General features: G+C 64.4%; 24 protein-coding genes and 2 pseudogenes. 12 read left to right on the top strand and 14 right to left on the bottom strand.

Annotation, left to right across the window (positions count from 1 at the left end; all coding sequences use genetic code 11):
* The first annotated feature begins 4 nt into the window (after window positions 1-4).
* Window positions 5-580, top strand: a complete 576-nt coding sequence (locus D3880_RS07145) for a transglycosylase SLT domain-containing protein (protein WP_119892791.1) — start codon at window positions 5-7, stop codon at window positions 578-580.
* A gap of 3 nt (window positions 581-583) precedes the next feature.
* On the opposite strand, the gene D3880_RS07140 is transcribed toward D3880_RS07145, so the two are convergent.
* On the bottom strand, window positions 584-859 hold the full coding sequence (locus D3880_RS07140; RefSeq protein WP_119892790.1) for an acylphosphatase: 276 nt from the start codon (window positions 857-859) through the stop codon (window positions 584-586).
* Between the two features lie 18 nt (window positions 860-877).
* On the bottom strand, window positions 878-1,360 hold the full coding sequence (locus D3880_RS07135; RefSeq protein WP_238474416.1) for a TlpA disulfide reductase family protein: 483 nt from the start codon (window positions 1,358-1,360) through the stop codon (window positions 878-880).
* Window positions 1,361-1,390: 30 nt separating this feature from the next.
* Between D3880_RS07135 and D3880_RS07130 the strand changes: the two genes are divergently transcribed.
* On the top strand, window positions 1,391-2,806 hold the full coding sequence (locus D3880_RS07130; RefSeq protein ID WP_119892789.1) for a PilZ domain-containing protein: 1,416 nt from the start codon (window positions 1,391-1,393) through the stop codon (window positions 2,804-2,806).
* Window positions 2,807-2,951: 145 nt separating this feature from the next.
* Entirely contained in the window at window positions 2,952-3,344 is a 393-nt protein-coding gene (locus tag D3880_RS07125) for a hypothetical protein (RefSeq protein ID WP_119892788.1), read from the top strand.
* A gap of 397 nt (window positions 3,345-3,741) precedes the next feature.
* Here the strand turns inward: D3880_RS07125 and D3880_RS07120 are convergent, their stop codons facing one another.
* Window positions 3,742-4,995, bottom strand: a complete 1,254-nt coding sequence (locus D3880_RS07120) for a virulence factor BrkB family protein (RefSeq protein ID WP_119892787.1) — start codon at window positions 4,993-4,995, stop codon at window positions 3,742-3,744.
* 122 nt (window positions 4,996-5,117) lie between these two features.
* On the opposite strand from D3880_RS07120, the gene arsC reads away from it, so the two are divergent.
* The 3 genes from arsC to D3880_RS07105 are packed head-to-tail and all read left to right on the top strand — an operon-like array spanning window position 5,118 to window position 6,473.
* Window positions 5,118-5,471, top strand: a complete 354-nt coding sequence (arsC, locus tag D3880_RS07115; RefSeq protein ID WP_119895686.1) for an arsenate reductase (glutaredoxin) — start codon at window positions 5,118-5,120, stop codon at window positions 5,469-5,471.
* Window positions 5,468-6,073: an NAD(P)H:quinone oxidoreductase gene (gene wrbA, locus D3880_RS07110; protein ID WP_119892786.1), complete on the top strand. Its 606-nt coding sequence runs from the start codon at window positions 5,468-5,470 to the stop codon at window positions 6,071-6,073. The genes arsC and wrbA overlap by 4 nt, the downstream gene beginning before the upstream one ends.
* Window positions 6,066-6,473: a DUF2069 domain-containing protein gene (locus tag D3880_RS07105; RefSeq protein ID WP_119892785.1), complete on the top strand. Its 408-nt coding sequence runs from the start codon at window positions 6,066-6,068 to the stop codon at window positions 6,471-6,473. The genes wrbA and D3880_RS07105 overlap by 8 nt, the downstream gene beginning before the upstream one ends.
* Before the next feature lie 108 nt (window positions 6,474-6,581).
* On the opposite strand, the gene hda is transcribed toward D3880_RS07105, so the two are convergent.
* The 4 genes from hda to D3880_RS07085 are packed head-to-tail and all read right to left on the bottom strand — an operon-like array spanning window position 6,582 to window position 10,005.
* Window positions 6,582-7,286, bottom strand: a complete 705-nt coding sequence (gene hda / locus D3880_RS07100) for a DnaA regulatory inactivator Hda (RefSeq protein WP_119892784.1) — start codon at window positions 7,284-7,286, stop codon at window positions 6,582-6,584.
* Window positions 7,283-8,374, bottom strand: coding sequence for an AI-2E family transporter (locus tag D3880_RS07095; RefSeq protein WP_119892783.1), 1,092 nt, complete (start codon window positions 8,372-8,374; stop codon window positions 7,283-7,285). Before D3880_RS07095 ends, hda begins: the two co-directional genes overlap by 4 nt.
* Window positions 8,371-8,919, bottom strand: a complete 549-nt coding sequence (locus D3880_RS07090) for a CDP-alcohol phosphatidyltransferase family protein (RefSeq protein ID WP_119892782.1) — start codon at window positions 8,917-8,919, stop codon at window positions 8,371-8,373. Before D3880_RS07090 ends, D3880_RS07095 begins: the two co-directional genes overlap by 4 nt.
* Before the next feature lie 45 nt (window positions 8,920-8,964).
* Window positions 8,965-10,005: a DUF2066 domain-containing protein gene (locus D3880_RS07085; RefSeq protein WP_119892781.1), complete on the bottom strand. Its 1,041-nt coding sequence runs from the start codon at window positions 10,003-10,005 to the stop codon at window positions 8,965-8,967.
* Window positions 10,006-10,197: 192 nt separating this feature from the next.
* On the opposite strand from D3880_RS07085, the pseudogene D3880_RS23320 reads away from it, so the two are divergent.
* The 5 genes and pseudogenes from D3880_RS23320 to D3880_RS07065 all read left to right on the top strand — a co-directional run.
* Window positions 10,198-10,671: pseudogene (locus D3880_RS23320) on the top strand (methyl-accepting chemotaxis protein); the annotation flags it as partial.
* 276 nt (window positions 10,672-10,947) lie between these two features.
* Window positions 10,948-11,811 carry a methyl-accepting chemotaxis protein gene (locus tag D3880_RS23315; RefSeq protein ID WP_420800861.1) on the top strand — a complete coding sequence of 288 codons (864 nt, stop codon included), beginning with the start codon at window positions 10,948-10,950 and terminating at the stop codon, window positions 11,809-11,811.
* Window positions 11,812-11,978: 167 nt separating this feature from the next.
* Entirely contained in the window at window positions 11,979-13,037 is a 1,059-nt protein-coding gene (gene purM, locus D3880_RS07075) for a phosphoribosylformylglycinamidine cyclo-ligase (RefSeq protein WP_119892779.1), read from the top strand.
* Entirely contained in the window at window positions 13,037-13,687 is a 651-nt protein-coding gene (purN, locus tag D3880_RS07070) for a phosphoribosylglycinamide formyltransferase (RefSeq protein WP_119892778.1), read from the top strand. The genes purM and purN overlap by 1 nt, the downstream gene beginning before the upstream one ends.
* Before the next feature lie 8 nt (window positions 13,688-13,695).
* Window positions 13,696-14,412, top strand: a complete 717-nt coding sequence (locus D3880_RS07065; RefSeq protein ID WP_119892777.1) for a DUF3108 domain-containing protein — start codon at window positions 13,696-13,698, stop codon at window positions 14,410-14,412.
* Between the two features lie 77 nt (window positions 14,413-14,489).
* On the opposite strand, the pseudogene D3880_RS23310 reads toward D3880_RS07065, so the two are convergent.
* From D3880_RS23310 to cysM, 7 genes and pseudogenes are all read right to left on the bottom strand, one after another.
* Window positions 14,490-14,754 (bottom strand): annotated as a pseudogene (locus tag D3880_RS23310) (DUF2058 family protein); the annotation flags it as partial.
* A gap of 277 nt (window positions 14,755-15,031) precedes the next feature.
* The gene (locus tag D3880_RS07055; RefSeq protein WP_119892775.1) at window positions 15,032-16,348 is read right to left on the bottom strand and encodes a Wzz/FepE/Etk N-terminal domain-containing protein; all 1,317 of its coding nucleotides are present in this window, start codon (window positions 16,346-16,348) and stop codon (window positions 15,032-15,034) included.
* A gap of 276 nt (window positions 16,349-16,624) precedes the next feature.
* Window positions 16,625-17,164 (bottom strand): DUF2058 domain-containing protein, encoded by a 540-nt coding sequence (locus D3880_RS07050; protein WP_119892774.1) that lies wholly within the window; start codon window positions 17,162-17,164, stop codon window positions 16,625-16,627.
* Between the two features lie 101 nt (window positions 17,165-17,265).
* Window positions 17,266-18,096, bottom strand: coding sequence for a nucleoside triphosphate pyrophosphohydrolase (gene mazG / locus D3880_RS07045; RefSeq protein WP_119892773.1), 831 nt, complete (start codon window positions 18,094-18,096; stop codon window positions 17,266-17,268).
* Between the two features lie 19 nt (window positions 18,097-18,115).
* The gene (gene relA / locus D3880_RS07040; protein WP_119892772.1) at window positions 18,116-20,362 is read right to left on the bottom strand and encodes a GTP diphosphokinase; all 2,247 of its coding nucleotides are present in this window, start codon (window positions 20,360-20,362) and stop codon (window positions 18,116-18,118) included.
* 83 nt (window positions 20,363-20,445) lie between these two features.
* A complete protein-coding gene (gene rlmD / locus D3880_RS07035) occupies window positions 20,446-21,795 on the bottom strand; it encodes a 23S rRNA (uracil(1939)-C(5))-methyltransferase RlmD (protein WP_119892771.1) in 1,350 nt (449 codons plus the stop codon).
* A 2-nt stretch (window positions 21,796-21,797) separates the two neighbouring features.
* Window positions 21,798-22,700 (bottom strand): cysteine synthase CysM, encoded by a 903-nt coding sequence (gene cysM / locus D3880_RS07030; RefSeq protein WP_119892770.1) that lies wholly within the window; start codon window positions 22,698-22,700, stop codon window positions 21,798-21,800.
* A 184-nt stretch (window positions 22,701-22,884) separates the two neighbouring features.
* Between cysM and D3880_RS07025 the strand changes: the two genes are divergently transcribed.
* The gene (locus tag D3880_RS07025) at window positions 22,885-25,635 is read left to right on the top strand and encodes a response regulator (RefSeq protein WP_119892769.1); all 2,751 of its coding nucleotides are present in this window, start codon (window positions 22,885-22,887) and stop codon (window positions 25,633-25,635) included.
* Window position 25,636 lies beyond the last annotated feature (1 nt).

Below are 25,636 nucleotides of genomic sequence, written 5' to 3'. Positions count from 1 at the left end.
AGCCATGCCGGCGCGGATTTGCTTCGCCCTGCTGAGCCTCCTGCTGCTGGCCGCACCGGCCGCGGCCAATCTGCGCCAAGCCCCCGAGCCGGGATTACGCAGCCTGCTGCAGCGTACGGTCGCCGAAGCCGACAGTTTTCAAGATCGCTTCGAGGCAGAAGTCTGGCTGCTGGACATGTCCACCCGCCTCGCCCGCTACCTGCCGGCTGTCGAGGAACGCCTCCATCTGCTTCGACTGGTGCATCGCGAAGCCAGCAAAGCCGGCCTTCGCCCGGACCTGGTCATCGCCCTGATCCACGCCGAAAGCCGCTTCGACCGCTTCGCCATTTCCTCGGTGGGGGCGCAAGGCATGATGCAGGTGATGCCATTCTGGAAGGCCGAACTGGGGCGCCCGCAGGACAACCTGACCGACAATGCCACCAACCTGCGCTACGGCTGCACCATTCTCAGCTACTACCTGAAGAAGGAGCACGGCGACCTCAGTCGCGCCCTCGCCCGCTACAACGGCAGCCTCGGCCAGAACGCCTATCCGGCCAAAGTGATCGGCCTGTGGCAAGACTTCTGGTATGTCAAACCCTGAGACCTAGCGGCGTATGACAAACCCGGCGACGCCCTGCAGCCCCTGCTGCTCCAGCGCCACCGCCTCGACCCTGGCACTCGCCGGACCCCGCTCGAGCCAGGCCGCCAACTCCCGCACGGCGTCCTCTTCGCCTTCGAACAGCACCTCCACCCGGCCATCTGGCAAATTGCGCACCCAACCATCCAGCTCCAGGCGCTCGGCCTGTTCCTCGGTGTACTGGCGAAAACTCACGCCCTGAACCCGCCCGCTGACATAACCATGCATACAGATGCGCGCCATCGTCTCGCTCCTCGGTGGTTACTTGCCGGCCTGCAGTTCGGCCAGGCGCTTGCTCAGCCCCGCCGCGTTCTGCTCCCCCATCAAGCGCTCACGCACCTTACCCTGGGGATCGACGATATAAGTCACTGGCAGCGCCTCGCTACGCGGCAGATCGAAACGCGCCGCCGGGTCCTGCGCCAGCACGGTAAAACGAATCCCCAAAGATTCCGCCGCCTGAGTCAATTCGTCACCCTGCAGGCCATCGAAATTCACCCCGAACACCTCGACCGGCTGCCCCTTGAGCTGCTCGGCCAGACGGTTCAACTCGGGAATCTCGGTGCGGCAGGGCCCACACCACTCGGCCCAGTAATTGATCACTAACCACTGGCCTTCCAGGCGCTCAACCGCTACCTTTCGCCCATGCTGGTCGACACCCGCGTCCTCGACACAACCGGCCAGCAAGAGCCCGGCGACAATCCCCATGACCAACCCTCTCATCACCCTCTGGAGTCGCACGTCCATGCAGTCGATCCTCATATATGCAGGGTTGATATGACACTGGATGCTTTGCGTCTGGAGGTGCCAGACATCCACGATGAGCATGCGGAGCCGCTCGCCGATCTCCAGGCGCAGCTCGCCAATGCGCGTCTGCAGCCCCCGGAGCATGGGCTGCAACAGGTCTTGAGCCTGTCGTTCCGGCTGAATCGCAGTGCCATGACCTTACTCGAAAGGCAGCGCACCCTGCAAAGCTTCAGCGAGGAATTCCGCCATTACGCCCAGCCCTACAGCGACGAGCGCCCGCCGCCAGCGCTGTTCGTGCGCCTGTGCGCGGAACTGGCGGTGGGCTTCAAGCGCTTGTTGCTGCAGATCCTCCAGAGCCGCCATCCCTCGCGCCCGCACCTGGCTTGGTGCCTGTACATGGCCCAGCACTTTCTCGCCCAGACCCTGCTGCGAAATTACCAGTTGTATCAGGAGCCGCCGCCCAGCCTGTGGCGCGACAGCCACCTGTTGTACTGGATCGGCGAATACCAGAACTGTCTGGACGAACCGGTCGCCGCCGCCTTTCAACCGCAGCCAGCCAACACCCTGCGCGGGCTCTACCAACAGATGCTGCTGATGGCCCTGAGCAATCCCTTCCATCTGGCCGAAGGTGAAGGCCCGGCGCTGTTCAGTGCCCTCGCGCCGCTGGCAGGCCTGGCCCGCCTGCAGCCCTGGGACGAGGACGAGACTGGAGACACCGAAGGACCAACGATCGACCTCACCGCGGCCCAACCCTGCCTGATGCTCGAGCAGATCGCGGAAATCGACAACCAATACCTGCGCCGATTCGAACTAGGTGCCCTGCTGGTCGCCCTGCATGAACCGGCACCACTGCAAAGCGGTAAGGAACGTCAGGTGCTGGAGCGCGTCCACCAGCACTGGCTGGGCCGCCAGCAGCGCCGCCACTTGCGTACCGACCAGCAGAGCAACTGCCAGTTGATCATTGGCCTGGCCGCCATTCACGCCCAGCTGCTCGACCAGCGCCCCAGCCAATGCTCGGCGCAGGTACTCGACGTCAGCCCCGGCGGGGCACGCCTGCTCTGCAATGCCGACCAGGGCCCCCGACTGCCGGTCGGGCAATTGCTTCTGCTGCTCAGCCCGAGCGGCACACCGACGCTGGCCCTGATCCGCTGGCGTCATCTCAATAGCGAAGGCCTGCACCTCGGCATCCGCTACCTCAAGGGCCTGCCCCGCCCCGTCTGGCTGCGCCGTGCGCCCAGCGCCCAGACTCACCCCGGCGTGCTGCAAAGCACGCCGGTGCCGGGCAATGCCTGGCACCACGGCCTGTGGCTAGCGACCGGTCAGTTCGTCGAAGGGGAAAATCTCTGGCTGCAGCTGGCCAGCGTGCATAACCAGGCCATAGTCCCGCTGACCACTGCCAACCTGGCGACGCCGCTGGTGGCCCGCTACCCACTGAAGCTGGCGTAAGAGCCTGAACTGCGAGACGGGTCACGCCACCCGGCGCCTGAGCGCACAGTTTCAACGAAACGGGCGAGCCTATAATCGGCACGATCAACGCCCGGCTGAATTCCCATCTAGCAGCGTTGACCCGTTATCAGCCCGGAAGCCCGCAATGACCCAAGCCCACGACCAGCTGATCGGCAACGTGCCATCGCGCATCAGCGATACGGCCCGCTTGATCGTCACCCCTTACGAAGGCCGCGTTGCCGAATACAATATCGCCGCTTGGCTGCACCTGCCTGGCCTGGCCAATCTGCCGGTGTCCCTGCTGGTCAGCTATGAGGATGGCGGCGTACGCCGCGAGGCGACGATCGACCATGGCAAGGTCAACGCCCACAACAAGATCCTGTTATCGGGTGTCGCGCGGCTGGCGGTGAAGCAGAAGGTCAAGGACATGCAGGTGCAGTTGCGTTCGGCAGTCGCCGTCCGCAGCCTGATTGTCGAGGAACTGTTCGTTCAGCCCGTGGAACAAGCCAGCAGCGAGAGCCAGCAAGCGTTGGCCTGATTCGGTCGCTGGATGACCGAACCCCGCGCCCAAGCGCGGGGTTCGTGTTTCTAGCGCCGCCCGGCTTCCAGTGGAATGGTCTCCACCGTCGGTTCAGGCCCTGCCACACCGGCCCCACGCAAGGACTCGGGCCAGCAGACAAAGCGCAGCCCGGTGAGCCGATTCAGACGCTCCAGAGCTTGCTCGGGTTTACAGCGCTGCAGTTGAAGGACTTTGCCCTGCGTACGACTCATCTCGCTCATCATCCCTTCGGCAGTCATGCATTGCTGGCAACATGACAGCAATCCCTCATGAGCAGAGCCAGAAGCGTGCCAACCCTGCGGGGGCCATGTCTTGGCTGCTTCGAGGGTGATGCCGGAAGGCGGCGAAGCAACGCGCCGCAAACTGACTTTTTACGTCACTTGTCCGCTTCGGCGATTCCACCCGGCCCCTCGGGTGCATGGGATTGCAGCCATTGCGCCAGGCTGGCGCCGAACAGCGCCTGCTGATGCTGGTAAAAGCGCTCGAGCGCCAGCCGCAAACCGGGATACCAGGATTCGTCCAGCGCCCTGGGCAATTGGGCAAGCCGCGGTAACGGCCAGGGGCTGCGACTGAGCAGCTGAGCCAGGCTGTAATGCGCCAGATCACGGCACAGCACCCAGGCCCCGCCACTGGCACGACAGATCAACTGTTCGCCTTCGAGAAAACCGAGGATCTCGTCCCACTCGTCCTCCGGCAGCAGCCAGCCCTGGCTCTGCACGTGGCGATGGCTGACCACCTCACCGCGCAGCTGGCTGTCGTGGAACACCCGCAGAATGCCCAGTACCACCAGCAGGCGCGGCACGGCCCGGCGCCGCCAGTGCCTGGAACTGGACAGGTTGCACACCAGCTCGGCGCCGAGCAGGACGATCAGCCAGGACAGGTAGATCCATAACAGGAACAGCGGCACCGTGGCAAAGGCGCCATAGATCAGCTGATAACCGGGAAACAGGCGGACATAAAGGCCGAACAGCATCTTCGCCAACTCGAACAGCACGGCCGCCAGCACCCCGCCGACCAACGCATGTTTGAACGGCACGCGGGTGTTCGGCACTGTCGCGTAAATCAGGGTGAAGGCGGCCACGCTGGATAGCAGCGGGGCGAAACGCAGCAGGGTTTTCGCGCCGATCACCGCATCCGGCCCGGAAATCAACGACAGCGAGGTGATATAGGTGCTCACCGCAAAACCGGCGCCGAGCAGCAAGGGCCCGAGGCTGAGAATCGCCCAATAAAGCAGGAAGCTGGACACTCCGCGGCGTGGCTGGCGCACCCGCCAAATGGTATTGAAGGCCTTCTCCACAGTGACCAGCATGGTGAAGGCCGTGACCGCCAGGAAAATCACCCCGAGCCAGGTCAGCTGGCGGGCCTGGAGGGTGAAGCTGGTCAGATACTCCTGCACCGTCTCTCCGGAAGCCGGCAGGAAGTTGTGAAAGATAAAGCGCTGAATCTGCTCACCAACGCCCTGAAACACCGGAATCGCCGAGAGCATGGCGAAAGTCACGGTCATCATCGGCACCACCGCGAACAGGGTGGTGTAGGTCAGTGCGGCGGCACTGTTGGGCGCGCGATCATCGATGAAGCGCTGCAACAGGAAACGCCAGAATTCCACAACATCAGCAACGCCTTGGCGCATGCCATCTCCTTAGCGACTTATCGGCCACCCCCTCTCCGCCGCCGCAAACCCTGCAGCCTGTGCAGACAGCTACGCCGACGCGGGTAGAATAGCCGCCACCTTATACCGGATGCGACATGCAAATGACCGATCTGACCCTCTATCACAACCCACGCTGCTCGAAATCCCGCGCCGCGCTGGAGCTGCTCGAAGCCCGCGGCCTGGCGCCGACCGTGGTGCGCTACCTGGAAACGCCGCCCAGTGCCGACGAACTGCGCGCCCTACTGGCCAAGCTCGGCTTGAGCGCCCGGCAACTGCTGCGCAGCGGCGAGGACGAGTACCAAGCGCTCAACCTGGCCGACAGCAGCCTCAGCGAAGCGCAACTGGTCGAAGCCATGGCTAGCCATCCGCGGCTGATCGAGCGACCGATTCTGGTTGCCGGCGACAAGGCGGTGATTGGCCGCCCGCCGGAGAAAGTCCTGGAGATCCTGCCATGAGCGCCCCCTACATCCTGGTGCTCTACTACAGCCGCCACGGTTCTACCGCCGAGATGGCCCGGCAGATCGCCCGCGGCGTCGAGCTCGGCGGCCTGGAAGCGCGTCTGCGCACCGTGCCGCCGGTGTCCACCGAATGCGAGGCAGTGGCGCCGGCCATTCCCGAGGAAGGCGCGCTGTATGCCAGCCTCGATGATCTGAAGAACTGCGCCGGCCTGGCGCTTGGCAGCCCAACCCGCTTCGGTAACATGGCCGCACCGCTGAAATACTTCATCGATGGCACCAGCAACCTGTGGCTGACCGGCGAACTGGTCGGCAAACCGGCCGGGGTCTTCACCACCACCGCCAGCCTGCATGGCGGCCAGGAAAGCACCCTGCTGTCGATGCTGCTGCCACTGCTGCATCACGGCATGCTCATCACCGGCCTGCCCTACAGCGAGGCCGCCCTGCTGGAAACCCGCGGCGGCGGCACCCCCTATGGCGCCAGCCACCATGCCGGCGCCGACGGCAAGCGCGCGCTGGACGAGCACGAAATCGCCCTCTGCCGCTCGCTCGGCCAGAGACTGGCGCAAACCGCCTCGCACCTGGAGCGTGGCCGTGGCTAAAAAAGCAAAACCCCTGCCGTCCCTCGACTGGCTGCAACCGCGGCTGAACGCCAGCCGCCTGCTCAGCCTGCTGTGCTACTTCGCCCTGGTGCTCTTGCTATTGGTGTGGGACTTGGTCTTCGCCGACCTACACGGTGCGCGGACCTGGGTGATCCTGCTGATCGAACTGGCGCCGCTGCTGATCCTCGCCCCCGGCCTGCTGCTGGGCAATGCGCGGGCACACGCCTGGCTGTGCTTCGTGGTCAACCTGTACTTCATCAAGGGCGTGCTCGCCGCCTTCGACCCGAGCCGCAGCGTCCTGGGCTGGAGCGAGGCGCTGCTCAGCCTGGTGTTGTTCTGCACCGCCCTGCTCTACACGCGCTGGCGTTTCCAGTACGACCGCAAGCTGGCGGGGGAATAAACGGATAGCCCCTGTAGGAGCGAATTTATTCGCGAAAAGGGCCGTGCGGAGCTGCTCAAATTCGCGAATAAATACGCTACAAAGGCAAGCAGGTGTCGGCTGACGGCGTTACCAGTGCAGCACTTCCTTGAGGAAGGGGATGGTCAGCTTGCGTTGCGCCTGCAACGAGGCCTGATCCAGCTGTTCGAGCAACTCGAACAGTGCGCTCATGCTGCGCGTACCACGGGTGAGGATGAAGCGCCCGACCTCGTCGGTCAGATGCAGGCCCCGGCGCGAGGCGCGCAGTTGCAGGGCGCGCAGCTTGTCTTCGTCGGACAGCGACTGCAGCTGGAACACCAGCGCCAAACTCAAGCGCGACTGCAGATCGGGCAAACGTATTGCCAGCTCGCGCGGCGCGGCGCTCGCCGCCAGCAGCAGGCGCCGGCCACTGTCGCGCAGACGGTTGAACAGATGGAACAGCGCCACTTCCCAGTCGTCACGGCCGGCCACGGCGTCGAGATCATCCAGACACACCAGCTCGCATTGCTCGAGGTTGTCCAGCAAGACCGGGCCGTACTCGACCACCTCGGTCAGCGGCAGATACACCGCCTGCTCACCGTGCTGCTCGAAGCGCAGACAGGCCGCCTGCAGCAAATGACTGCGCCCGACGCCTTCACCGCCCCACAGGTAGATCAGGCTCTCCGTCCAGCCGGCATCGGCTTCGCACAAGCGCTCGACATAGCCGAGGGCGGCCGCATTGGCGCCGGGATAGTAGTTGGCGAAGGTGGCGTCATCGCGTAGACGAACGCCTAGAGGCAGCTGGGTCGGTTTCATGCCGGATTGGACGGTTCGTCGAAACCGTCGATGGACTCTCGATAAAGATTCGAAAGTTTATACAAATCATGCACATGACGCAGCAAAACCATGATCACCGCGGCCACCGGCAGGGCCAGCAGGACGCCGGTGAAGCCGAACAGCTGACCGCCGGCGAGGATGGCGAAGATAACCGCCACCGGATGCAGGCCGATGCGGTCACCCACCAACCAGGGGGTCAGCAGCATACCCTCGAGCAGCTGACCGACCATGAATACCGCGGCGATCCCCAACAGCGGGTAGAACTCCACACCGAACTGGAACAGCCCCGCCGTCACCGCCGCGCCGAAGCCGACCACGAAGCCCATGTAGGGCACGATGCTGGCCAGCCCGGCGATCAGGCCGATCAACAGCCCCAGCTCCAACCCAACCAGCATCAGGCCGCTGGCATAGATCACGCCGAGCGCCAACATCACCAGCAACTGGCCGCGCAGGAAGGCGCCGAGCACCTCATGGCACTCGCCGACCAGCTGCACGACGAAGTCCTCGCGGCGGCGCGGCAGCAGACCGCGCAGCTTGGCCACCAGCAGGTCCCAGTCGCGCAGCAGGTAGAAGCTGACCACCGGGATCAGCAGCAGATTACCCAGCCAGCCGAGCAGCGCCAGGCTGGAAGCGGTCGCCTGGGCCAGCACCGCGCCGACGATGTCAGTGGTCTTGCCCAGATGCTCGGATAACGCCGCCTTGAGTTGGTCGAAGCGCCAGAAACTGTCGGCCAGGCCCAATTGCGCCTGTACCCAGGGCAATGCCGTGTGCTGCAGCCAGTCGAGCATCTGCGGCGCCAGTTCGTAGAGGCGCACCAGTTGCCGACCGAGCATCGGCACCAGGACCAGCAGCAACACCAGCAGCATCAGGCTGAACAGCGCGAACACCACCACCACGGCCCAGGTGCGCGACAGCTTCCAGCGCTCCAGGCGATCGACCAGCGGATCGCCCATATAGGCGAGCAGCACGCCGATCAGAAAGGGCGAGAGAATAGGGTGCAGCAGATACAACAGCCAACCGAGCAGAAGCAAGCCGACCAAGCCGAACCAGTGACGGGAAACGTTCATGCTGGCAGCCTCGTGGCCCGAAATTTAGCGATCCAGGTGCGCAGATAATCGCCGCCGCTCAGCAGGGTCAACCCGACTACGGCGGCGACCAGCGGCCAATGCACCACGACGAAGGCCGGGAAGACAGACAGTTCCAGCAGCACGGCCAGCACCAGAACGATTTGCAGCAGGGTAGACGCCTTACCCAGCCAGCTCGGGCGAAACGCGAAGGGTCCGCGCAGCTGCCTATAGAGGGCGGCACCGCCGACGATCAGAGCATCGCGCAGCAGCACCAGCAGAGTCAGCCACCAGGGCAACACCGCGCTCAGCGCCAGGCAGACGTAACTGGTGACCAGCAGCAGCTTGTCCGCCAGCGGATCGAGGATCGAACCGAGACGACTGGTCCAGCCGAAGCGGCGGGCGAGAAAACCATCCAGCGCGTCGGATGCCCCCGCCACGGCGAACAGCGACAGCGCCTGCGCATGGCGCTCGGCCAATAGCAGGCAGGCAATCGGTATGGTCAGAGCCAGACGCAGCAACGTCAGCAGGTTAGGCAGTTGGTGCATGGTCATCCTTGTAGGCGGCCAACATGGCCGCCGGGTTGAACCGAACTACCAGCGGAAATGCAGGACATCGCCACGCGGCTGCAGCGTTGGCGTGCTGCCATCTGCCGGTGCCTGAGCGGCCTCGGGCGGCGCGGCCGCCACCTCCTGCAAATGAGCCAAGGCCAACTGCGCACGTAATTGCTCGGCGCTGGCGTTAACCTCATAGATCAGGCGGTCACCGACCACTTGCCGCAGCTTCGCCCCGAACGGCTCCAGCAGGCGGCCGATCTCGGCGTAGCGGGCCAGGTTGGCGCCTTGTACTTCCAGGGTCAGTTTGCCAGAGGCGGCACCTGGGGCAACGACGAAACGCGGGGCCAGGCGCTCGCTCACCGCCAGCAGCACGGCATCGGCCAGGCTGTCGGCATCGGCGCCCTGGGCGCTGCCTTGCTCGCGGCTGTCGCCCATCCACAGACGCCACTGCGCCTGCCACTGCCCCGCTTCCTCGCGGGCATCGACCGCCAGCAGGGCGTCCGCCGCGTAACGTTCGGAGGCTTGGCGCAGGGCATCCGGCTTGCCGGCGCCGAGGTTTTCCGCGGTGCCAAGCAGTTGCTCATCCAGGTCCGCCAGCGGCAAGCGCAGCGGCAACCCACGCCGTTGCGCCGCACGCTGCAGCGGTGCGGCACTGGCCTGGGCATCGCCGACCAGACTGGCGCCTTCAGCGGAGGTGTTCAGCCACCAGGCCAGGATTGCCGGGCGATTGGCCCCCCAGAGCGGCAAACCGGCCTGACGCAAGCTACGGTCGGTGCTGACCGGGTCGAAATCCACCACCAACACCGGGGGCGGACCGTTCTCGTAGCCGTACTGGCTGATCACCTGCTGCGGGTCCTTGCGCAAGGCCGCCAAGGCCGGACTCTGCGCCGCCTTGCTGTCGCCGGTCAGGCGCAGCACCAGGGTATCCAGGGCACGGCCCAGAGCCGCGCTGCGCTCCTCGGGGGTCTGGCTGGTGACCGGCTCGCGCACCTGATAGAGATCGGCGACCGTGGCCGCGAAGGACGGCACGCTGAACAGGGTCAGCCAGCAGCAGAACAGACGGGCAAACACGCGCATGGGACTCTCGCAAGGCTTCGGGACACAAGGCCTATACCTTAAACAGCCGCCAGCGGCCCGGCAACCAATGCCGCCGGTCCGCCGGCGCAAGCCTCACCCTATTGCCGCGCGACATTTTGCCGATAGCGGATCAGAACAATCCGCACCATGGCCGAAGCATCAATCGGCGCCATCCCCAGCTAAGGAGTCAATATGACGATCAAACTGCGCCTATTGCTGCTCACCGCAACCTGCCTACTCGCTGCGCTGGTCATGGGCCTGGTCAGTTTCTGGGGCAATACGCGGACGGCCGCCGCCATGAGCGACAACGTGGTCAGTCTGGCCGCCCTGCGCAACCACCTGGAGGGCGACATGATGCACGACGCCCTCCGCGCCGATGTGCTGTCCGCCATGCTGGTCGGCCTGGGCAAGAGTCCGACCTCGGCCGAAGAGGTACGCAGCGGGCTCCAGGAGCATGCCGCACGTTTTCGCAAGCTGCTGGAACAAAACTTGGCCCTGCCGGTCAACGCCGAGATCCGCGCCGGCCTGACCCAAGCCAAGCCCAGCCTCGATGCCTATATTGCCGCCGCCGAACGCATCATCGGCCTCGCCATCAGCGATCCGCAGGCCGGGCAGCAAGGCCTGCCTGAGTTTCTCGCCGCCTTCGAGCAATTGGAGGGCGATCTGGAGGTGCTCAGCGAACTGATCGAGAAGAATGCCCACCTTACCGGCGATGAGGCCAAGGCCGCGATCAGTACCGCCAACCTCAGCCTCGGCTTGGTGCTGGCCGCCAGCCTTCTGCTGCTTATCCTGCAGGCGGCATGGAGCATCCGCAGCATCATCCGGCCGCTGCAAACCGCCAGCCACATCGCCGCGACCACCGCGCAGGGCGACCTGGGCATACACATCGACGCCCCCGCCCACCGGGACGAAGCCAGCGCCTTGATTCGCAGCTTGTCGACGATGCAGCGTGACTTGCGCGGGATGATCGAATTGATCAGCGGCAACGCCCATGGTGTCGACGCCATTAGCCGCCGACTGGCCGGTGGCTGTCGCCAGATCGCCGAGAGCAGCCAGCAACAGAGCGGCGCCGCCAGCACCATGGCGGCGGCGACCAGTGAAATGACGGCCAGTATCGAGGAGATCACCCGCCATGCCGAACACGCGCTGAGCATGGCAAGCCAGGCCGAACATCTGGCCAAAAATGGCGGCCGAGTGATCCATCAAGTGGTCGAGGACATGGGCGACATTGCCCAATCAGTCCAGCAGTCCGCCCAAGTGATCCGTACCCTGAACCAGGACTCGGAACAGATTTTCAGCATCATTCAAGTGATCAAGGGCATCGCCGATCAGACCAACCTGCTCGCGCTCAACGCCGCCATCGAAGCGGCCCGCGCCGGTGAACAGGGCCGCGGCTTTGCCGTGGTCGCCGACGAAGTCCGGCAACTGGCCGCCCGTACCGGCACCTCGACCCAGGAAATCGCCGATATGGTGCAACGCATTCAGCACAGCACCCGCGAGGCGGTCAGCAGCATGGAGGCTGGGGTAACCCAGGTCGACAAAGGCATGGCGGTCACCGCCGATGTCGAACGAGCCATCAGTGAAATCCTCGAAGCGACCCTGAACACGACGCAACTGGTCAAGGATATCTCCCGCACCATCGGCGAGCAGAGCCTGGCCAGCAATGAAATCGCCCAGCAGGTGGAAAGCATCGCCGCGATGTCCTCCGACAACAGCCAGGTGATTGGCGAAACCCGCCGCACCACCGAGGAGTTGGAAACGCTGGCGGGCGCCCTGTCGAAGTCGGTGGAGCGTTTCCGCTGCTGATTGGCCCGAGCGCCACGGTAGTTCGTCGGATCGACAGGCGCGCGCCATGCCCGCGCGCGCCCGAACTATGGCCGTCGATGGCCGCTGGCCGGCAAGCCTGCTAAAATCGCGCGCCTTCGCAGACCGGCAGCGGTCGCCCCTCTGAACTCCCTCAAAGGCCTGGATCTATGAGCAAGCAACCCTCCATCAGCTACAAGGACGCCGGTGTAGACATCGATGCGGGCGAAGCCCTGGTCGAACGCATCAAGGGCGTGGCCAAGCGCACCGCGCGTCCGGAAGTCATGGGCGGCCTGGGCGGTTTCGGCGCGCTGTGCGAGATCCCGGCCGGTTACAAGCAGCCGGTATTGGTCTCCGGCACCGACGGCGTCGGCACCAAGCTGCGTCTGGCCCTGAACCTCAACAAGCACGACAGCATCGGCCAGGACCTGGTCGCCATGTGCGTCAACGACCTGGTGGTCTGCGGCGCCGAGCCGCTGTTCTTCCTCGATTACTACGCCACCGGCAAGCTCAACGTCGACGTCGCCGCCACCGTGGTCACCGGCATCGGCGCCGGCTGCGAACTGGCCGGCTGCTCGCTGGTCGGCGGTGAGACCGCCGAGATGCCGGGCATGTACGAAGGCGAAGACTACGACCTGGCCGGCTTCTGCGTCGGAGTGGTGGAAAAGGCCGAAATCATCGACGGCTCCAAGGTGCAGACCGGCGACGCGCTGATCGCCCTGCCCTCCTCCGGCCCGCACTCCAATGGCTACTCGCTGATCCGCAAGATCATCGAAGTGGCGGGCGCCGACATCGCGACCATCCAGCTCGACGGCCAGCCGCTGACCGAACTGCTGATGGCGCCGACGCGCATCTACGTCAAACCGCTGCTCAAGCTGATCAAGGACACCGGTGCGGTCAAGGCCATGGCCCACATCACCGGCGGCGGTCTGCTCGACAACATCCCGCGCGTGCTGCCGGAAGGCGCCCAGGCGGTGATCGACGTCGCCAGCTGGCAACGCCCGGCGGTATTCGACTGGCTGCAAGAGCAAGGCAACGTCGACGAGCACGAGATGCATCGCGTACTCAACTGCGGCGTCGGCATGGTCATCTGCGTCGCCCAGGATAAGGTCGAAGCGACCCTGGCCAACCTGCGTGCCAGCGGCGAGCAGCCCTGGGTGATTGGCCAGATCGGCAGCGCCGCCGAAGGCGCTGCGCAGGTCGTACTGAACAACCTCAAGGCGCACTGATGGCTGCACAGTGCAATGTTGTGGTGCTGATCTCCGGCTCCGGCAGCAACCTGCAGGCGCTGATCGACAGCTTTCGCGACGCTGACCAGCCGGCGCGGATCTGCGCGGTGATTTCCAACCGCGCCGACGCCTATGGCCTTGAGCGGGCCAAGGCGGCGGGCATCGCCGCCGAGGTCCTGGATCACAAGGCGTTCGACGGCCGCGAAGCCTTCGACGCCGCGCTGATCGAACTGATCGACAGCCATGACCCGCAACTGGTGGTGCTGGCCGGCTTCATGCGCATCCTCAGCCCGGCATTCGTCCGCCATTACCAGGGCCGCCTGCTGAACATCCACCCGTCGCTGCTGCCCAAACACAAAGGGTTACACACTCACCAGCGGGCGCTGGAAGCCGCCGATGCCGAGCATGGCTGCAGCGTGCACTTCGTCACCGAGGAACTCGATGGCGGCCCTCTGGTCGTACAGGCAATAATCCCGGTACAGTCGGATGACACGCCGGAAAGCCTGGCCCAGCGCGTACATGTGCAAGAACATCGCATCTACCCGCTGGCCGTCGGCTGGTTCGCCAGTGGCCGCTTGCGCCTCGGCGACCACGGCGCAATGCTGGATGGCCAATCCCTACCGGCCACCGGCCACCTGATACGGACCTAGGAGATTCTATGCTGCGCGCCCTGTTGCTCGCCCTTGCCGCACTCGCCCTGCCGGTTCAGGCCCTGGAACTCAAACCCTTCTCCGCCAGCTACACCGCGGACTGGAAACAAGTGCCGGTCGGCGGCAGCGCCGTGCGCAGCCTGAAGGCCGAGGCCGATGGCCGCTGGCTGCTCGACTTCGAGGCCTCCATGCTGGTCGCCAGCCTGTCCGAACAGAGCACCTTCCGGGTCGAGAAAGACACCTTCCTGCCGCTGACCTACCGCTTCAACCGGGGCGGCCTGGGTAAAGCCAAGCAGGTCGAGCTGGACTTCGACTGGAACGAAAAGCAGATCCTCGGCAGCGATCGCGGCAACCAGGTGCGCCTGCCGCTCAACCGCGGCCTGCAAGACAAGTCGACCTATCAAGTGGTGCTACAGCACGATGTGGCCGCCGGCAAGCAAAGCATGAGCTACCAGGTGGTCGATGGCGACGAGGTCGAAACCTACGACTTCCGCGTACTCGGTGAGGAAGTGGTGGAAACCAAGGCCGGCCTGATCGACGCGATTAAGGTCGAGCGGGTCCGCGACCCGACCCAGAGCAACCGCAAGACCGTGCTCTGGTTCGCCAAGGACTGGGACTACCTGCTGGTGCGCCTGCAGCAGGTCGAGAAGGACGGCAAGGAATATCAGATCATGCTGCAGGACGGCACGGTGGACGGTAAGCCGGTCAAGGGCCGCAGCCAGTAATCCAGCCGCCACAAAAAAGCCGGGCCAACTGCCCGGCTTTTTTATTGACGCGGTTTTATCTGCCCCGGGTTACCACATCAAATATGGGAGGCGTCCACATCTGGCGCTTCGGTCGGGGGTGTCGAACAGGACGATGCGCGTGGCAGTGCGTTCCTGAATTTTCAACGCCGGGAATCACTTCCTAGCCGCCGGATGGACGATGGCCAGCGAACCGCTGCTCAACTTGTTGCGCATCAGGTTGTTGACCGGCAGGCGCTTGATCTTCTCGTCGACGGAGCTGTAGTAATCCTCGCCGACCAGCCTGGGTAGGTGACCGTGCTCGATCAGCTGCTCGATCTGCGCCATCGGCAACGGGACAAAAGCCATCGCCTACCAGGATATTTACTAATTCTGTCAGGCACTTGAGCGCTTCGTGCCGAACCGTTCAAGGCTGAAGCACTGACCACCAAACCACAGCAAGCAAGAAGGGGCTGCTCCTGCAGATCGCGATCCGCCTCCCACAACCCGCAACTAGAGATTCCCTCGCAAGCTATCCATCCATGCCCTGGACTGGCAGCACTCAATAGTCGTTACACACAGAAACCCGACTTATCCGGCTTTTACGCCCTATGCGCACCTACTAAGAATATGCAGCCTCGAAGAGATGCCGGGATGTCGTGGCGTGGGCCTCCGCCGGGCGTTCAAACATCACCCGAAGCATCGCAGCGAAAACCCCTAGCATCAGCCCCAGCATCAAACCCAATCCCAGGATCAGAATCTTCCTCGGCTTGATCGGGGCCTGAGGGGCGACCGCGACCTGATCGATATCCACCAGCTGAATGCGCGAGAAATCGACATGCAGTCCTTCTAGACGAGCCTTTTCCTCTCGCAATTGACCAAGGTTTTTCAGAAAGAGATCCTCATTCTCACGCTGCCGCAAGCTCTCTACTTCGCGGCCATGAGCCAACAAGCTCAACTCCTTTTGGATCTCAGAGATACGCGGCTCCGTGAAATCATCCGAGCGACGCGCCACCAATGCTGCCCGTTCGGCCTGCAGGGCCTCGACCCCCATGAAATACAGAGGAATCTGCTGATTATTCACTTCAGTCCGGATCACACTGCCCTGCACCTCTCTGCCACTCTCACCGAGAGCAGCGGGTGTGGTTGGCTTAGCGATCCCTAGCTGTCCGGCGATTAAAATCGCTTCGTCAAGCTGCTTGATGCGGTTCTGCCGGCGGGTCTGCAACTGCTGGCGCAGCGCATTCAACTCATCCTGAAGCAGATTCTTCTTCAGCCGATCGGTCTCGAGCAAGGCGGCAATCCTAGCCTCCTTGCCCGCCTCATAGCTGGCCCGCTGGGCAGCCATTTGGCTCTGCACCAGAGCCAGGCGATTGGCGACCACGGCCTTGAAGTCTTCCCGAATCCTATTTCGCTCACTCTCGATGACGGAGTTGATCAGGCCATTCACAATACCCACCCCATCGACTCCCGCTGGATAGGTCAGACTGAGGCCGACATAGGAAGAGAAGCCTGAAGTCTTTTTGGGGTCAGGCTGCAGAACGGAGAAAGCCTCACGATTGAAGCGTTCGAAGGTCTGCTCCGGCGATTGATCGGCCTGTAGCAATGGGGCAAGCAAGTCGGGATTGTCGCGGAAGAACTGCAAACGTACGCCAAAAGATTCTGCAGCGGCTCCCACCCGCTTCAAAGCATTCGCCGGCGTCAGCTGGTACAAGCCTGTTGCATTGAGCTCATCCAGGTCCTTGAGTGCAGCCGGCCGCACTAAGCTCTGGACCTGGTATTGAGGGGTGGCGAGGAAGACGTAGCAAGCGCCAATGGCGGCGACGGTGAGAGCCACTGCGAGGATCAGGGACTTCTGAGCCCATAAGGACTTTAGCAAGGCCCGCAAATCAATCTCGTCATTCCTGTACTGATGGGGCAGCTGGGCCGTGGCATTCATTTTTATTATGTCCTTTCACTGAAAGAAATTTTATATGCCTGCTTGTCGCACAGAGGGAACTTATTGGGTAAGTAGGAGTCTCCTGGGTCGCTATGATTGCAATTCGGTACACTAGTACAGGATTTATCGATATGCGAACCGGCACACAAAAAACTGGCCGTCGTCACAGAAACAAGCTTTAGAGCACCCCGCCTCTGGATGCCCAAACCAGAAAAAGGGTTTTCATGGACATAAAAAAACCGGGCAGCCCCCGGTTTTTTTAACGATGCTGAAGAGTTACCACATCAGATCGTCCGGCACCTGGTAGGCGGCATAGGGGTCGTCGGCATCCGGTGCCTCGGTCGGGGCATTGAGCAGGACGATGCGCATGGCGTCGCGCTCCTGAATCCTCAACGCCGCCTCGCGCGGGATCACTTCATAGCCGCCGGCATGACGGACGATGGCCAGCGAACCGCTGCTCAGCTTGTTGCGCATTAGGCTGTTGACCGGCAGGCGCTTGATCTTCTTGTCGTCGACGAAGTTGTAGTAATCCTCGCCGGTCAGCTTGGGCAGGCGGCTGTGTTCGATCAGTTGCTTGATCTGCGCCGCTTCGGCCTTCTTCTGCACCTTTTCCTGCTGCTGGCGGTTCAGCTCCTGATCACGCGCCGCCTTTTCGGCCATGGCCTGCAACGCCGCGCGCTTCTGCGCGTCATCGATCTCGACCTGGCCTTTCTTCTCCAGGCGCTGCTGTTTTTGTTGCTGTTTGCTGGCCTGTTTGGCCTGCTTTTCATTGACCAGCCCGGCTTTCAGCAGTTGGTCGCGAAGGGAAATACTCATAAACAACGCTTCTCAAAGGATTCAGTGAGCGCAACTTCACGCCTTGCCGGTGTTGTTGCCGTTCCTACTTCAGCTGGAAAGAGCCGCCTGCGGGCGCCCTCTCAGCAGCCAAAAACCTGCTTTTCCTGCTTCTTGGCTTCGCCCCAGAGGGCATCCAGTTGTTCCAGGGTGCAATCTTCGATGGGCTGGCCGGCAGTGCGCAAGGCCTGTTCGATGAAACGAAAGCGCCGCTCGAACTTGCCGTTGGCCGCGCGCAGGGCGGCTTCCGGGTCGACCTTGAGGTGGCGGGCGAGGTTGGTGACCACGAACAGCAGGTCGCCGACTTCCTCGGCAATCGCCTGCGGGTCGTTTTCGCTCATGGCCTCCAGCACTTCGTCCAGTTCCTCGCGGACCTTGTCCAGCACCGGCAGCGCCTCCGGCCAGTCGAAGCCGACCTGGGCGGCCCGCTTCTGCAGCTTCACCGCCCGCGACAATGCCGGCAAGGCCGTCGGCACGTCGTCGAGCAGCGACAGTTGCTCCGGCTCCATGGCCTTGGCCGCCCGCTCTTCGGCCTTCAGCTCTTCCCAGCGCTGCTTGACCGCTGCCTCTTCCAGCCGTGCGGCATCCGGTTTGCCATACAGGTCGCCGTCGACGAACACATGCGGGTGGCGGCGGATCAGCTTGCGGGTGATGCCGTCGACCACCGCGGCGAAGTCGAAGCGCCCCTCCTCGCGGGCCAGCTGGCTGTAATACACCACCTGGAACAGCAGGTCGCCGAGTTCGCCGGGCAAGTGCGCGAAGTCGCCGCGCTCGATGGCATCGGCGACCTCATAGGCTTCCTCGAGGGTATGCGGCACTATGGTCGCGTAGCTTTGCTTGAGGTCCCACGGGCAGCCGTACTGCGGATCACGCAGGCGAGCCATCAGGTAAAGCAGGTCGTCGAGACTGTACATCTGTCTGGCTCCCGATTGATCAGCCAACACTACGATTGCGCCGCGCCTCGATGATGTTCGGCAACTGAGCGATGCGCGCGAGCAGGCGGCCAAGCGCATCCAGACCCGGAATCTCGATGGTCAGCGACATCACCGCGGTGTTGTCTTCCTTGTTCGAGCGAGTGTTGACTGCCAGCACGTTGATCTTCTCGTTGAGCAACACCTGCGACACATCGCGCAGCAGGCCCGGCCGGTCATAGGCACGAATGATGATGTCCACCGGGTAGGTCTGCACCGGCACCGGCCCCCAGCTGACCTGGATGATACGTTCCGGTTCGCGGCCGGCCAGTTGCAGCACCGAGGCGCAATCCTGACGGTGGATGCTGACCCCACGGCCGACGGTGATGTAGCCGACGATCGCATCGCCCGGCAGCGGCTGGCAGCAGCCGGCCATCTGCGTCAGCAGGTTGCCGACGCCCTGGATCTGGATATCACCGCGCTTGCCCGGTTTGTGCGGAACATGCCGGCGCGGGATCAGCTCGAGCTGCTCGCTGCCGCGCTCCGGCTCCACCAGCTGCTGGGCATAGTTGACCAGATGGGCCAGGCGCAGATCGCCGGCGCCGAGGGCGGCGAACAGGTCCTCGGCGGTCTTCAGGTTGGCCTTCTCGGCCAGGCGCTCGTAATCCACCTGCGGCAGGGCCAGACGCGCCAGCTCGCGCTCGAGCATGGCCTTGCCGGCGGCGACGTTCTGGTCGCGCGCCTGCAGCTTGAACCAGTGGACGATCTTCGCCCGCGCCCGCGAGGTGGTGACGTAGCCGAGGTTGGTGTTTAGCCAGTCGCGGCTCGGCGTGCCGTGCTTGCTGGTGATGATCTCCACCTGCTCGCCGGTCTGCAGGCTGTAGTTGAGCGGCACGATACGGCCGTTGATCTTGGCGCCACGGCAGTTGTGGCCGATCTCGGTGTGCACGCGATAGGCAAAGTCCAGCGGCGTGGCGCCCTTGGGCAAGTCGATGGCATGGCCGTCGGGGGTGAAGACGTAGACCCGGTCGTGCTCGATGTCGATGCGCAGCTGCTCGGCCAGACCGCCGATATCGCCCAGTTCCTCATGCCATTCGAGCACCTGGCGCAGCCAGGAAATTTTCTCTTCGTAATGGTTGGAGCCGGATTTGACGTCGGTGCCCTTGTAGCGCCAGTGCGCGCATACGCCCAACTCGGCCTCTTCGTGCATGTCGTGGGTGCGGATCTGCACCTCCAGCACCTTGCCTTCCGGGCCGATCACCGCGGTATGCAGCGAGCGGTAGCCGTTCTCCTTGGGATTGGCGATGTAGTCGTCGAACTCCTTGGGAATGTGCCGCCACAGGGTGTGCACGATGCCCAGCGCGGTATAGCAGTCGCGCACCTGCGGAACCAGCACCCGCAGTGCACGAACGTCGTAGATCTGGCTGAAATCCAGGCCTTTGCGCTGCATTTTCCGCCAGATCGAATAGATATGCTTGGCCCGCCCGCTGATGTCGGCCCGGATGCCGGCGGCCGCCAGCTCGCTTTTCAGCTGCGCCATCACATCGCTGATGAAGCGTTCGCGGTCCAGACGCCGCTCGTGCAGGAGCTTGGCGATCTGCTTGTACTGTTCGGGCTCGAGGTAGCGGAAGGACAGGTCCTCCAGCTCCCACTTGATATGACCGATGCCCAGCCGGTGGGCCAGCGGCGCATAGATGTCGAACACTTCGCGGGCGACGCGATGGCGCTTCTCGTCGCTGGCATTCTTCACCGCGCGGATCGCGCAAGTGCGCTCGGCCAGCTTGATCAGCGCCACGCGCACGTCGTCGACCATCGCCACCAGCATCTTGCGCAGGTTCTCCACCTGCGCCTGGGAACCGAGCACCAGCGACTCGCGGGGATTGAGACTGGCGCTGATCGCGGCCATGCGCAGCACGCCCTCGACCAGCTTGGCGACCACGCTGCCAAAGCGCTTCTGCACGATGTCCAGGGTGATCTTGCCTTCACGCACGCCGCGGTAGATCAGCGCGGCGACCAGCGACTCCTGGTCGAGCTTGAGGTCGGCGAGGATTTCGGCGATTTCCAGACCGGCCTGGAAGCTGGAGGTGCCTTCGGCCCAGAGGTTCTGCGCGGCATTGGCTTGCTGTTCGGCCTCGCGGGCGAACTCGCAGGCCTCTTTCAGGGCGTCACGGTCCAACGCCGGATCGACGCTGATGACATGATCGAGCCAGGCCTCAAGGTTGATGCTGCCGTCGGTGTTGATCGGCTGATGCGCTCTAACCTGTACCATCTCTTACCTTCCCCACGACGCTCGAACCAACGCGCCGAATGACGCCAGCCTTCTTTATGGGCTAGTCGGATTACGCGGGCTTCCTAGCCCGCCTCGAATAACGCCATCGCCTCGACATGCGCCGTCTGGGGGAACATATCGAGGATTCCGGCACGCTTTAGCCGGTAGCCCTGCTTCGCCAGTTCGGCGGCATCGCGCGCCAGCGTGGCCGGGTTGCAGGACACGTACAGCACCCGCTTGGCACCCAGGGCGCCGATCTGCCGCACCACTTCCCAGGCGCCATCGCGCGGCGGGTCCAGCAGTACTGCCGAGAATCCTTGTCCAGCCCAAGGCGCTTCGGCAAGCGGATTCGACAAGTCGGCCTGGAAAAAGTGCAGGTTGCCCAGACCATTCGCCGCCGCGTTGCCGGCGGCGCGGGCGACCATCGCGGCGACACCTTCCACCGCCACCACTTCGCGCACCCGCTGGGCCAGCGGCAGGGCGAAGTTGCCCAGGCCGCAGAACAGATCGAGCACCCGCTCATCGGCCTGCGGTGCTAACCAGTCTAGCGCCTGCGCGACCATTGCCTCGTTCACCGGCGCATTGACCTGGATGAAATCCCCAGGCCGATAGTCCAGCTGCAAATTCCAGCGTTCCAGCCGATAGCCCAGCGTTTGTCCGCCCAGATACGGCTGCGGCTCGCTCGTGCCCTGCAGCCACAGCTGCGCCTCGTGCGCCACGCAGAACGCCTGCAGCTGCGCCAGGTCGCTGTCCGCCAGCGGCGCGGTGTGGCGCAGCAGCACCACGCTGGCGGTGCCGCTGAACAATTCGACATGCCCGAGCGCTTGGGGCCGGCTCAAGCCCCGCAACACTTGCGGCAAGCCGCGCAGGATCGGCTGCAAGGACGGCACCAGCACCAGGCAGTCGTCGATGGCGACGATGTCCTGGCTGGCCGCGGCACGGAAGCCGACGTCGAGGCGCTTGCTCTTCACATCCCAGCGCACGGCGATGCGCGCGCGGCGACGGTAGGCGAACTCCGGGCCGATCAGCGGCGCCGCCCACTCCTCGGGCTCGAGCCCGGCCAGGCGGTGCAACTGCTCGGCGAGCGCGCGCTGCTTCAGCGCGAGCTGATCGGCATGCGCCATATGTTGCAGCGAGCAGCCGCCGCAGCGCTTGGCATAGACACAGGGCTCGACCCGGCGCTCACTGCTGGCGACGAGGATGCGTTCGGCGCGCGCCTCCACCACCTGGCTGCGGGCGCCGAGCACGCGGGCCTCGACTTCCTCGCCAGCCAGTGCGCCGGTGACGAACCAGGTGCGGCCGTCGACGAAGCCGAGGCCGCGGCCATCGTTGGCCAGGCGCTCGATCGTCAGTTTCTGCTTCTTGCCGACCGGCAGCGCCGCCGCGCGGCTGCCGCCACTCGGCTGGAAACGCAGCCCGCTACGCTTGGCCATGGTCAGTTGGGTAAGTCATAGATGCCGGTGGACAGGTAGCGGTCGCCGCGGTCGCAGATGATCGCCACGATCACCGCGTTTTCGACTTCGCGCGACAGGCGCAAGGCCGCCGCTACCGCACCACCCGAGGACACCCCGCAGAAGATGCCTTCCTCGCGGGCCAGGCGGCGCATGACGTCTTCCGCCTCGACCTGCGCCATGTCGACGACCCGGTCGACGCGCTCGGCCTGGTAGATCTTCGGCAGGTATTCCTGCGGCCAACGGCGAATGCCGGGGATCGCCGAGCCCTCCATCGGCTGCAGGCCGACGATCTGGATGGCCGGGTTCTGCTCTTTGAGGTAGCGCGACACGCCCATGATGGTGCCGGTGGTGCCCATCGAGCTGATGAAATGGGTGATGCTGCCGCCGGTCTGCCGCCAGATCTCCGGGCCGGTCCCCTCGTAGTGCGCCTCGGGGTTGTCGCCGTTGGCGAACTGGTCGAGCACCTTGCCGCGCCCGCCACGCTGCAGGCTCTCGGCGAGGTCGCGGGCGCCTTCCATGCCCTCTTCCTTGTTGACCAGGATCAGCTCGGCGCCATAGGCGGTCATCGCCGCCTTGCGCTCGGCGCTCATGTTGTCCGGCATGATCAGCATGATCTTGTAGCCCTTGATCGCCGCGGCCATGGCCAGGGCGATGCCGGTGTTGCCGGAGGTGGCCTCGATCAGCGTGTCACCGGGCTTGATGTCGCCACGCAGCTCGGCGCGGGTAATCATCGACAGCGCCGGCCTGTCCTTCACCGAACCGGCCGGATTGTTGCCCTCCAGCTTCACCAGCAGGGTATTACTGGTTGCACCGGGCAGGCGTTGCAGACGTACCAGCGGGGTGTTGCCGACGCAGTCGGCGATGGTGGGGTACTGCTGAGTCATGATCTCGTTCGCAATCCAGACTGCGGGGCCGACTATGATAGCGGCAAACCAGCAGGCGCCATAACTCGAAAGCCAAACGGCCGCCGCACGGTGGCCGAGGCCGATGCGCTAAGCCGCACCAAGCGGGCAGATTCCCACGCGGTGAATCGCTACACTGCCGAAAACCCCATACAAGAGGCAGCCAGTGTTCAAAGATCTCGGCATCAAGGGTCGCGTTCTGCTGCTCACCTTACTGCCCGCCAGCCTGATGGCCTTGGTCCTGGGCGGCTACTTCACCTGGGTGCAACTGGCCGAGCTGGAAGTGCAGCTGCTGCAGCGCGGGCAGATGATCGCCGAGCAACTGGCGCCTTTGGCGGCCCCGGCTTTGGCGCGGGGTGATGCCGAACAACTGAAACGGATCGCCAGGCAGACCCTGGAGCAGCCGGATGTACGCGCCGCCGGTTTTCTCGGCGCCGAACACGCACTGTTGGCCAGCGCCGGCCCGCGCATGCTCAACCAGCCCCCCAGTGGCGACGGCACGGGCCTGGCGCTGCGCAGCGGCAACGACGCCACGCGCTTCCTGCTGCCGGTGTTCGGCCGCCACCGCAACCTGACCGATAGCCTGCCAATAGCGGACGGTGAACGCTTGCTCGGCTGGGTCGAACTCGAACTATCGCACCACAGCACCCTGCTGCGCGGCTATCGCAGCCTGTTCGCCAGCCTGCTGCTGATCGTCGCCGGCCTGTTCGTCACCGCGTTACTGGCGGTGCGTCTGAGCCGCACCATCAACGAGCCACTGCGGCAGATCAAGCAGAGCGTCGGGCAACTCAAGGACGGCCGCCTGGAGACCCGCCTGCCGCCGCTCGGCAGCCATGAACTGGACGAAGTCGCCAGCGGCATCAACCGCATGGCCGAGGCGCTGCAGAACGCCCAGGAAGAGCTGCAGCACAACATCGAGCAGGCCACCGAGGATGTGCGGCAAAACCTGGAAACCATCGAGATCCAGAACATCGAGCTGGACTTCGCGCGCAAGGAAGCCCTGGAAGCCAGCCGGATCAAATCCGAATTCCTCGCCAACATGAGCCACGAGATCCGCACGCCGCTCAACGGCATTCTCGGCTTCACCCGCCTGTTGCAGAAGAGCGAGCTGAGTCCGCGCCAGCAGGACTACCTGGGCACCATCGAGAAATCCGCCGACAGCCTGCTGGGGATCATCAACGAGGTCCTCGACTTCTCCAAGATCGAAGCCGGCAAGCTGGTGCTCGAGCACATCCCCTTCAACCTCCGCGACCTGCTGCAGGACGCCCTCACCCTGCTCGCCCCGGCCGCCCACGCCAAGCAGCTGGAGCTGGTCAGCCTGGTCTATCGCGATACCCCGCTGGCGCTGATCGGCGATCCGCAGCGGCTCAAGCAGATCCTCACCAACTTGATCAGCAACGCGATCAAGTTCACCCGCGCCGGTACCATCGTCGTTCGCGCCATGGTCGAGGACGAGAACGACGATCAGGCGCAGCTGCGCATCAGCGTGCAGGACACCGGCATCGGCCTCGCCGACGAGGAATTGCGCCACCTGTTCCAGGCCTTCAGCCAGGCGGACAACTCGCTGTCACGGCAAACCGGCGGCACCGGCCTCGGCCTGGTGATCTCCAAGCGCCTGATCGAACAGATGGGCGGCGAGATCGGCGTCACCAGCGTTCCAGAACAGGGGTCGGAGTTCTGGATCAGCCTGGCGCTGCCGAAAGGCCGCGCGGATGCCGAGGACCTGCCGCGCGCCCCGCTGCGTGGTCGCCGCGTGGCGGTGCTGGAACGTCATGCCCTGGCTCGCCAGGCCCTGCAGCACCAGCTCGAGGATTGCGGCCTGCAGGTGCTGCAATACCCCAGTCTCGACGCCCTGCACGAGGGCATCGCCGCGCAGCGCCACGGCGAGCAGCCGATCGGCCTGGCGGTGCTCGGGGTGACCGCCCAGGAGCTGCCGCCAGAGCGGCTCAGCCAGCGCATCTGGGAGCTCGAAGGGCTCGACTGCAAGAGCCTGGTGCTCTGCCCCACCACCGAACAGGCGCTCTATCACGACCTGCTGCCCGTCGCTTCCAGCCAACTGCAGGCCAAACCAGCCTGCACGCGCAAACTGCAGCAGGCGCTGCTCGAACTGCTCGGCCCGCGCCAGCCGCGAGCGGAAAACCCTGCGCCGCTGGCCAGCCGGGCAGCACGCCTGCTGTGTGTCGACGACAACCCGGCCAACCTGCTGCTGGTGCAGACCCTGCTGGAAGACATGGGCGCCGAGGTCTGCGCCGTCGACAGCGGCTACGCCGCGCTGGAACGCGTCCAGCAGCAGCGCTTCGACCTGATCTTCATGGACGTGCAGATGCCCGGCTTGGACGGCCGCCAGACCACCGAAGCGATCCGCCAGTGGGAAAGCCAGCGCGACGGCGGCGCGCTGCCGATCATCGCCCTCACCGCTCACGCCCTGGCCAACGAGAAGCGCGCCCTGCTGCAGGCGGGCATGGATGATTACCTGACCAAGCCGATCAGCGAGCGCCAGCTGGCCCAAGTGGTGCTCAAGTGGACCGGCCTGGCGCTACGCAACCAAGGCCAGGAACGGGCCGTCGACACCCACGCCGGCAAGACCCTGAGCGTGCTGGATGCCGAGGAAGGCCTGCGCCTGGCCGCCGGCAAGGCCGATCTGGCCGCGGACATGCTGAGCATGCTGCTGGCCGGGCTGCCCGCCGACCGCCAGGCGATCCACCAGGCCCGCCAAGCCGGCGAACGCCTGGCCCTGATCGAACGCGTGCATCGCCTGCATGGTGCCACCCGCTACTGCGGCGTGCCGCAGCTACGCGCGGCCTGCCAGCGCAGCGAAACCCTGCTCAAGCAGAACGACCCGGCTGCCGCCCTGGCCCTCGACGAGTTGGACGCCGCCATCGTCCGCCTGGCCAGCGAAGCCAATCTCAGCGCCTGAA

Source organism: Pseudomonas cavernae (genome assembly GCF_003595175.1).
Lineage (GTDB): Bacteria > Pseudomonadota > Gammaproteobacteria > Pseudomonadales > Pseudomonadaceae > Aquipseudomonas > Aquipseudomonas cavernae.
Note: the sequence above shows the minus strand (reverse complement) of the source record. Positions and strands in the feature narration are given on the sequence as shown.

Bases quoted from the DNA above. Each gene is read 5' to 3' on its own strand.
- D3880_RS07145 (WP_119892791.1), top strand. From the start codon at position 5: ATGCCGGCGCGGATTTGCTTCGCCCTGCTGAGCCTCCTGCTGCTGGCC.
- D3880_RS07140 (WP_119892790.1), bottom strand. From the start codon at position 859: ATGGCGCGCATCTGTATGCATGGTTATGTCAGCGGGCGGGTTCAGGGC.
- D3880_RS07135 (WP_238474416.1), bottom strand. From the start codon at position 1,360: ATGGACGTGCGACTCCAGAGGGTGATGAGAGGGTTGGTCATGGGGATT.
- D3880_RS07130 (WP_119892789.1), top strand. From the start codon at position 1,391: ATGACACTGGATGCTTTGCGTCTGGAGGTGCCAGACATCCACGATGAG.
- D3880_RS07125 (WP_119892788.1), top strand. From the start codon at position 2,952: ATGACCCAAGCCCACGACCAGCTGATCGGCAACGTGCCATCGCGCATC.
- D3880_RS07120 (WP_119892787.1), bottom strand. From the start codon at position 4,995: ATGCGCCAAGGCGTTGCTGATGTTGTGGAATTCTGGCGTTTCCTGTTG.
- arsC (WP_119895686.1), top strand. From the start codon at position 5,118: ATGACCGATCTGACCCTCTATCACAACCCACGCTGCTCGAAATCCCGC.
- wrbA (WP_119892786.1), top strand. From the start codon at position 5,468: ATGAGCGCCCCCTACATCCTGGTGCTCTACTACAGCCGCCACGGTTCT.
- hda (WP_119892784.1), bottom strand. From the start codon at position 7,286: ATGAAACCGACCCAGCTGCCTCTAGGCGTTCGTCTACGCGATGACGCC.
- D3880_RS07095 (WP_119892783.1), bottom strand. From the start codon at position 8,374: ATGAACGTTTCCCGTCACTGGTTCGGCTTGGTCGGCTTGCTTCTGCTC.
- D3880_RS07090 (WP_119892782.1), bottom strand. From the start codon at position 8,919: ATGCACCAACTGCCTAACCTGCTGACGTTGCTGCGTCTGGCTCTGACC.
- D3880_RS07085 (WP_119892781.1), bottom strand. From the start codon at position 10,005: ATGCGCGTGTTTGCCCGTCTGTTCTGCTGCTGGCTGACCCTGTTCAGC.
- D3880_RS23315 (WP_420800861.1), top strand. From the start codon at position 10,948: ATGCAGCGTGACTTGCGCGGGATGATCGAATTGATCAGCGGCAACGCC.
- purM (WP_119892779.1), top strand. From the start codon at position 11,979: ATGAGCAAGCAACCCTCCATCAGCTACAAGGACGCCGGTGTAGACATC.
- purN (WP_119892778.1), top strand. From the start codon at position 13,037: ATGGCTGCACAGTGCAATGTTGTGGTGCTGATCTCCGGCTCCGGCAGC.
- D3880_RS07065 (WP_119892777.1), top strand. From the start codon at position 13,696: ATGCTGCGCGCCCTGTTGCTCGCCCTTGCCGCACTCGCCCTGCCGGTT.
- D3880_RS07055 (WP_119892775.1), bottom strand. From the start codon at position 16,348: ATGAATGCCACGGCCCAGCTGCCCCATCAGTACAGGAATGACGAGATT.
- D3880_RS07050 (WP_119892774.1), bottom strand. From the start codon at position 17,164: ATGAGTATTTCCCTTCGCGACCAACTGCTGAAAGCCGGGCTGGTCAAT.
- mazG (WP_119892773.1), bottom strand. From the start codon at position 18,096: ATGTACAGTCTCGACGACCTGCTTTACCTGATGGCTCGCCTGCGTGAT.
- relA (WP_119892772.1), bottom strand. From the start codon at position 20,362: ATGGTACAGGTTAGAGCGCATCAGCCGATCAACACCGACGGCAGCATC.
- rlmD (WP_119892771.1), bottom strand. From the start codon at position 21,795: ATGGCCAAGCGTAGCGGGCTGCGTTTCCAGCCGAGTGGCGGCAGCCGC.
- cysM (WP_119892770.1), bottom strand. From the start codon at position 22,700: ATGACTCAGCAGTACCCCACCATCGCCGACTGCGTCGGCAACACCCCG.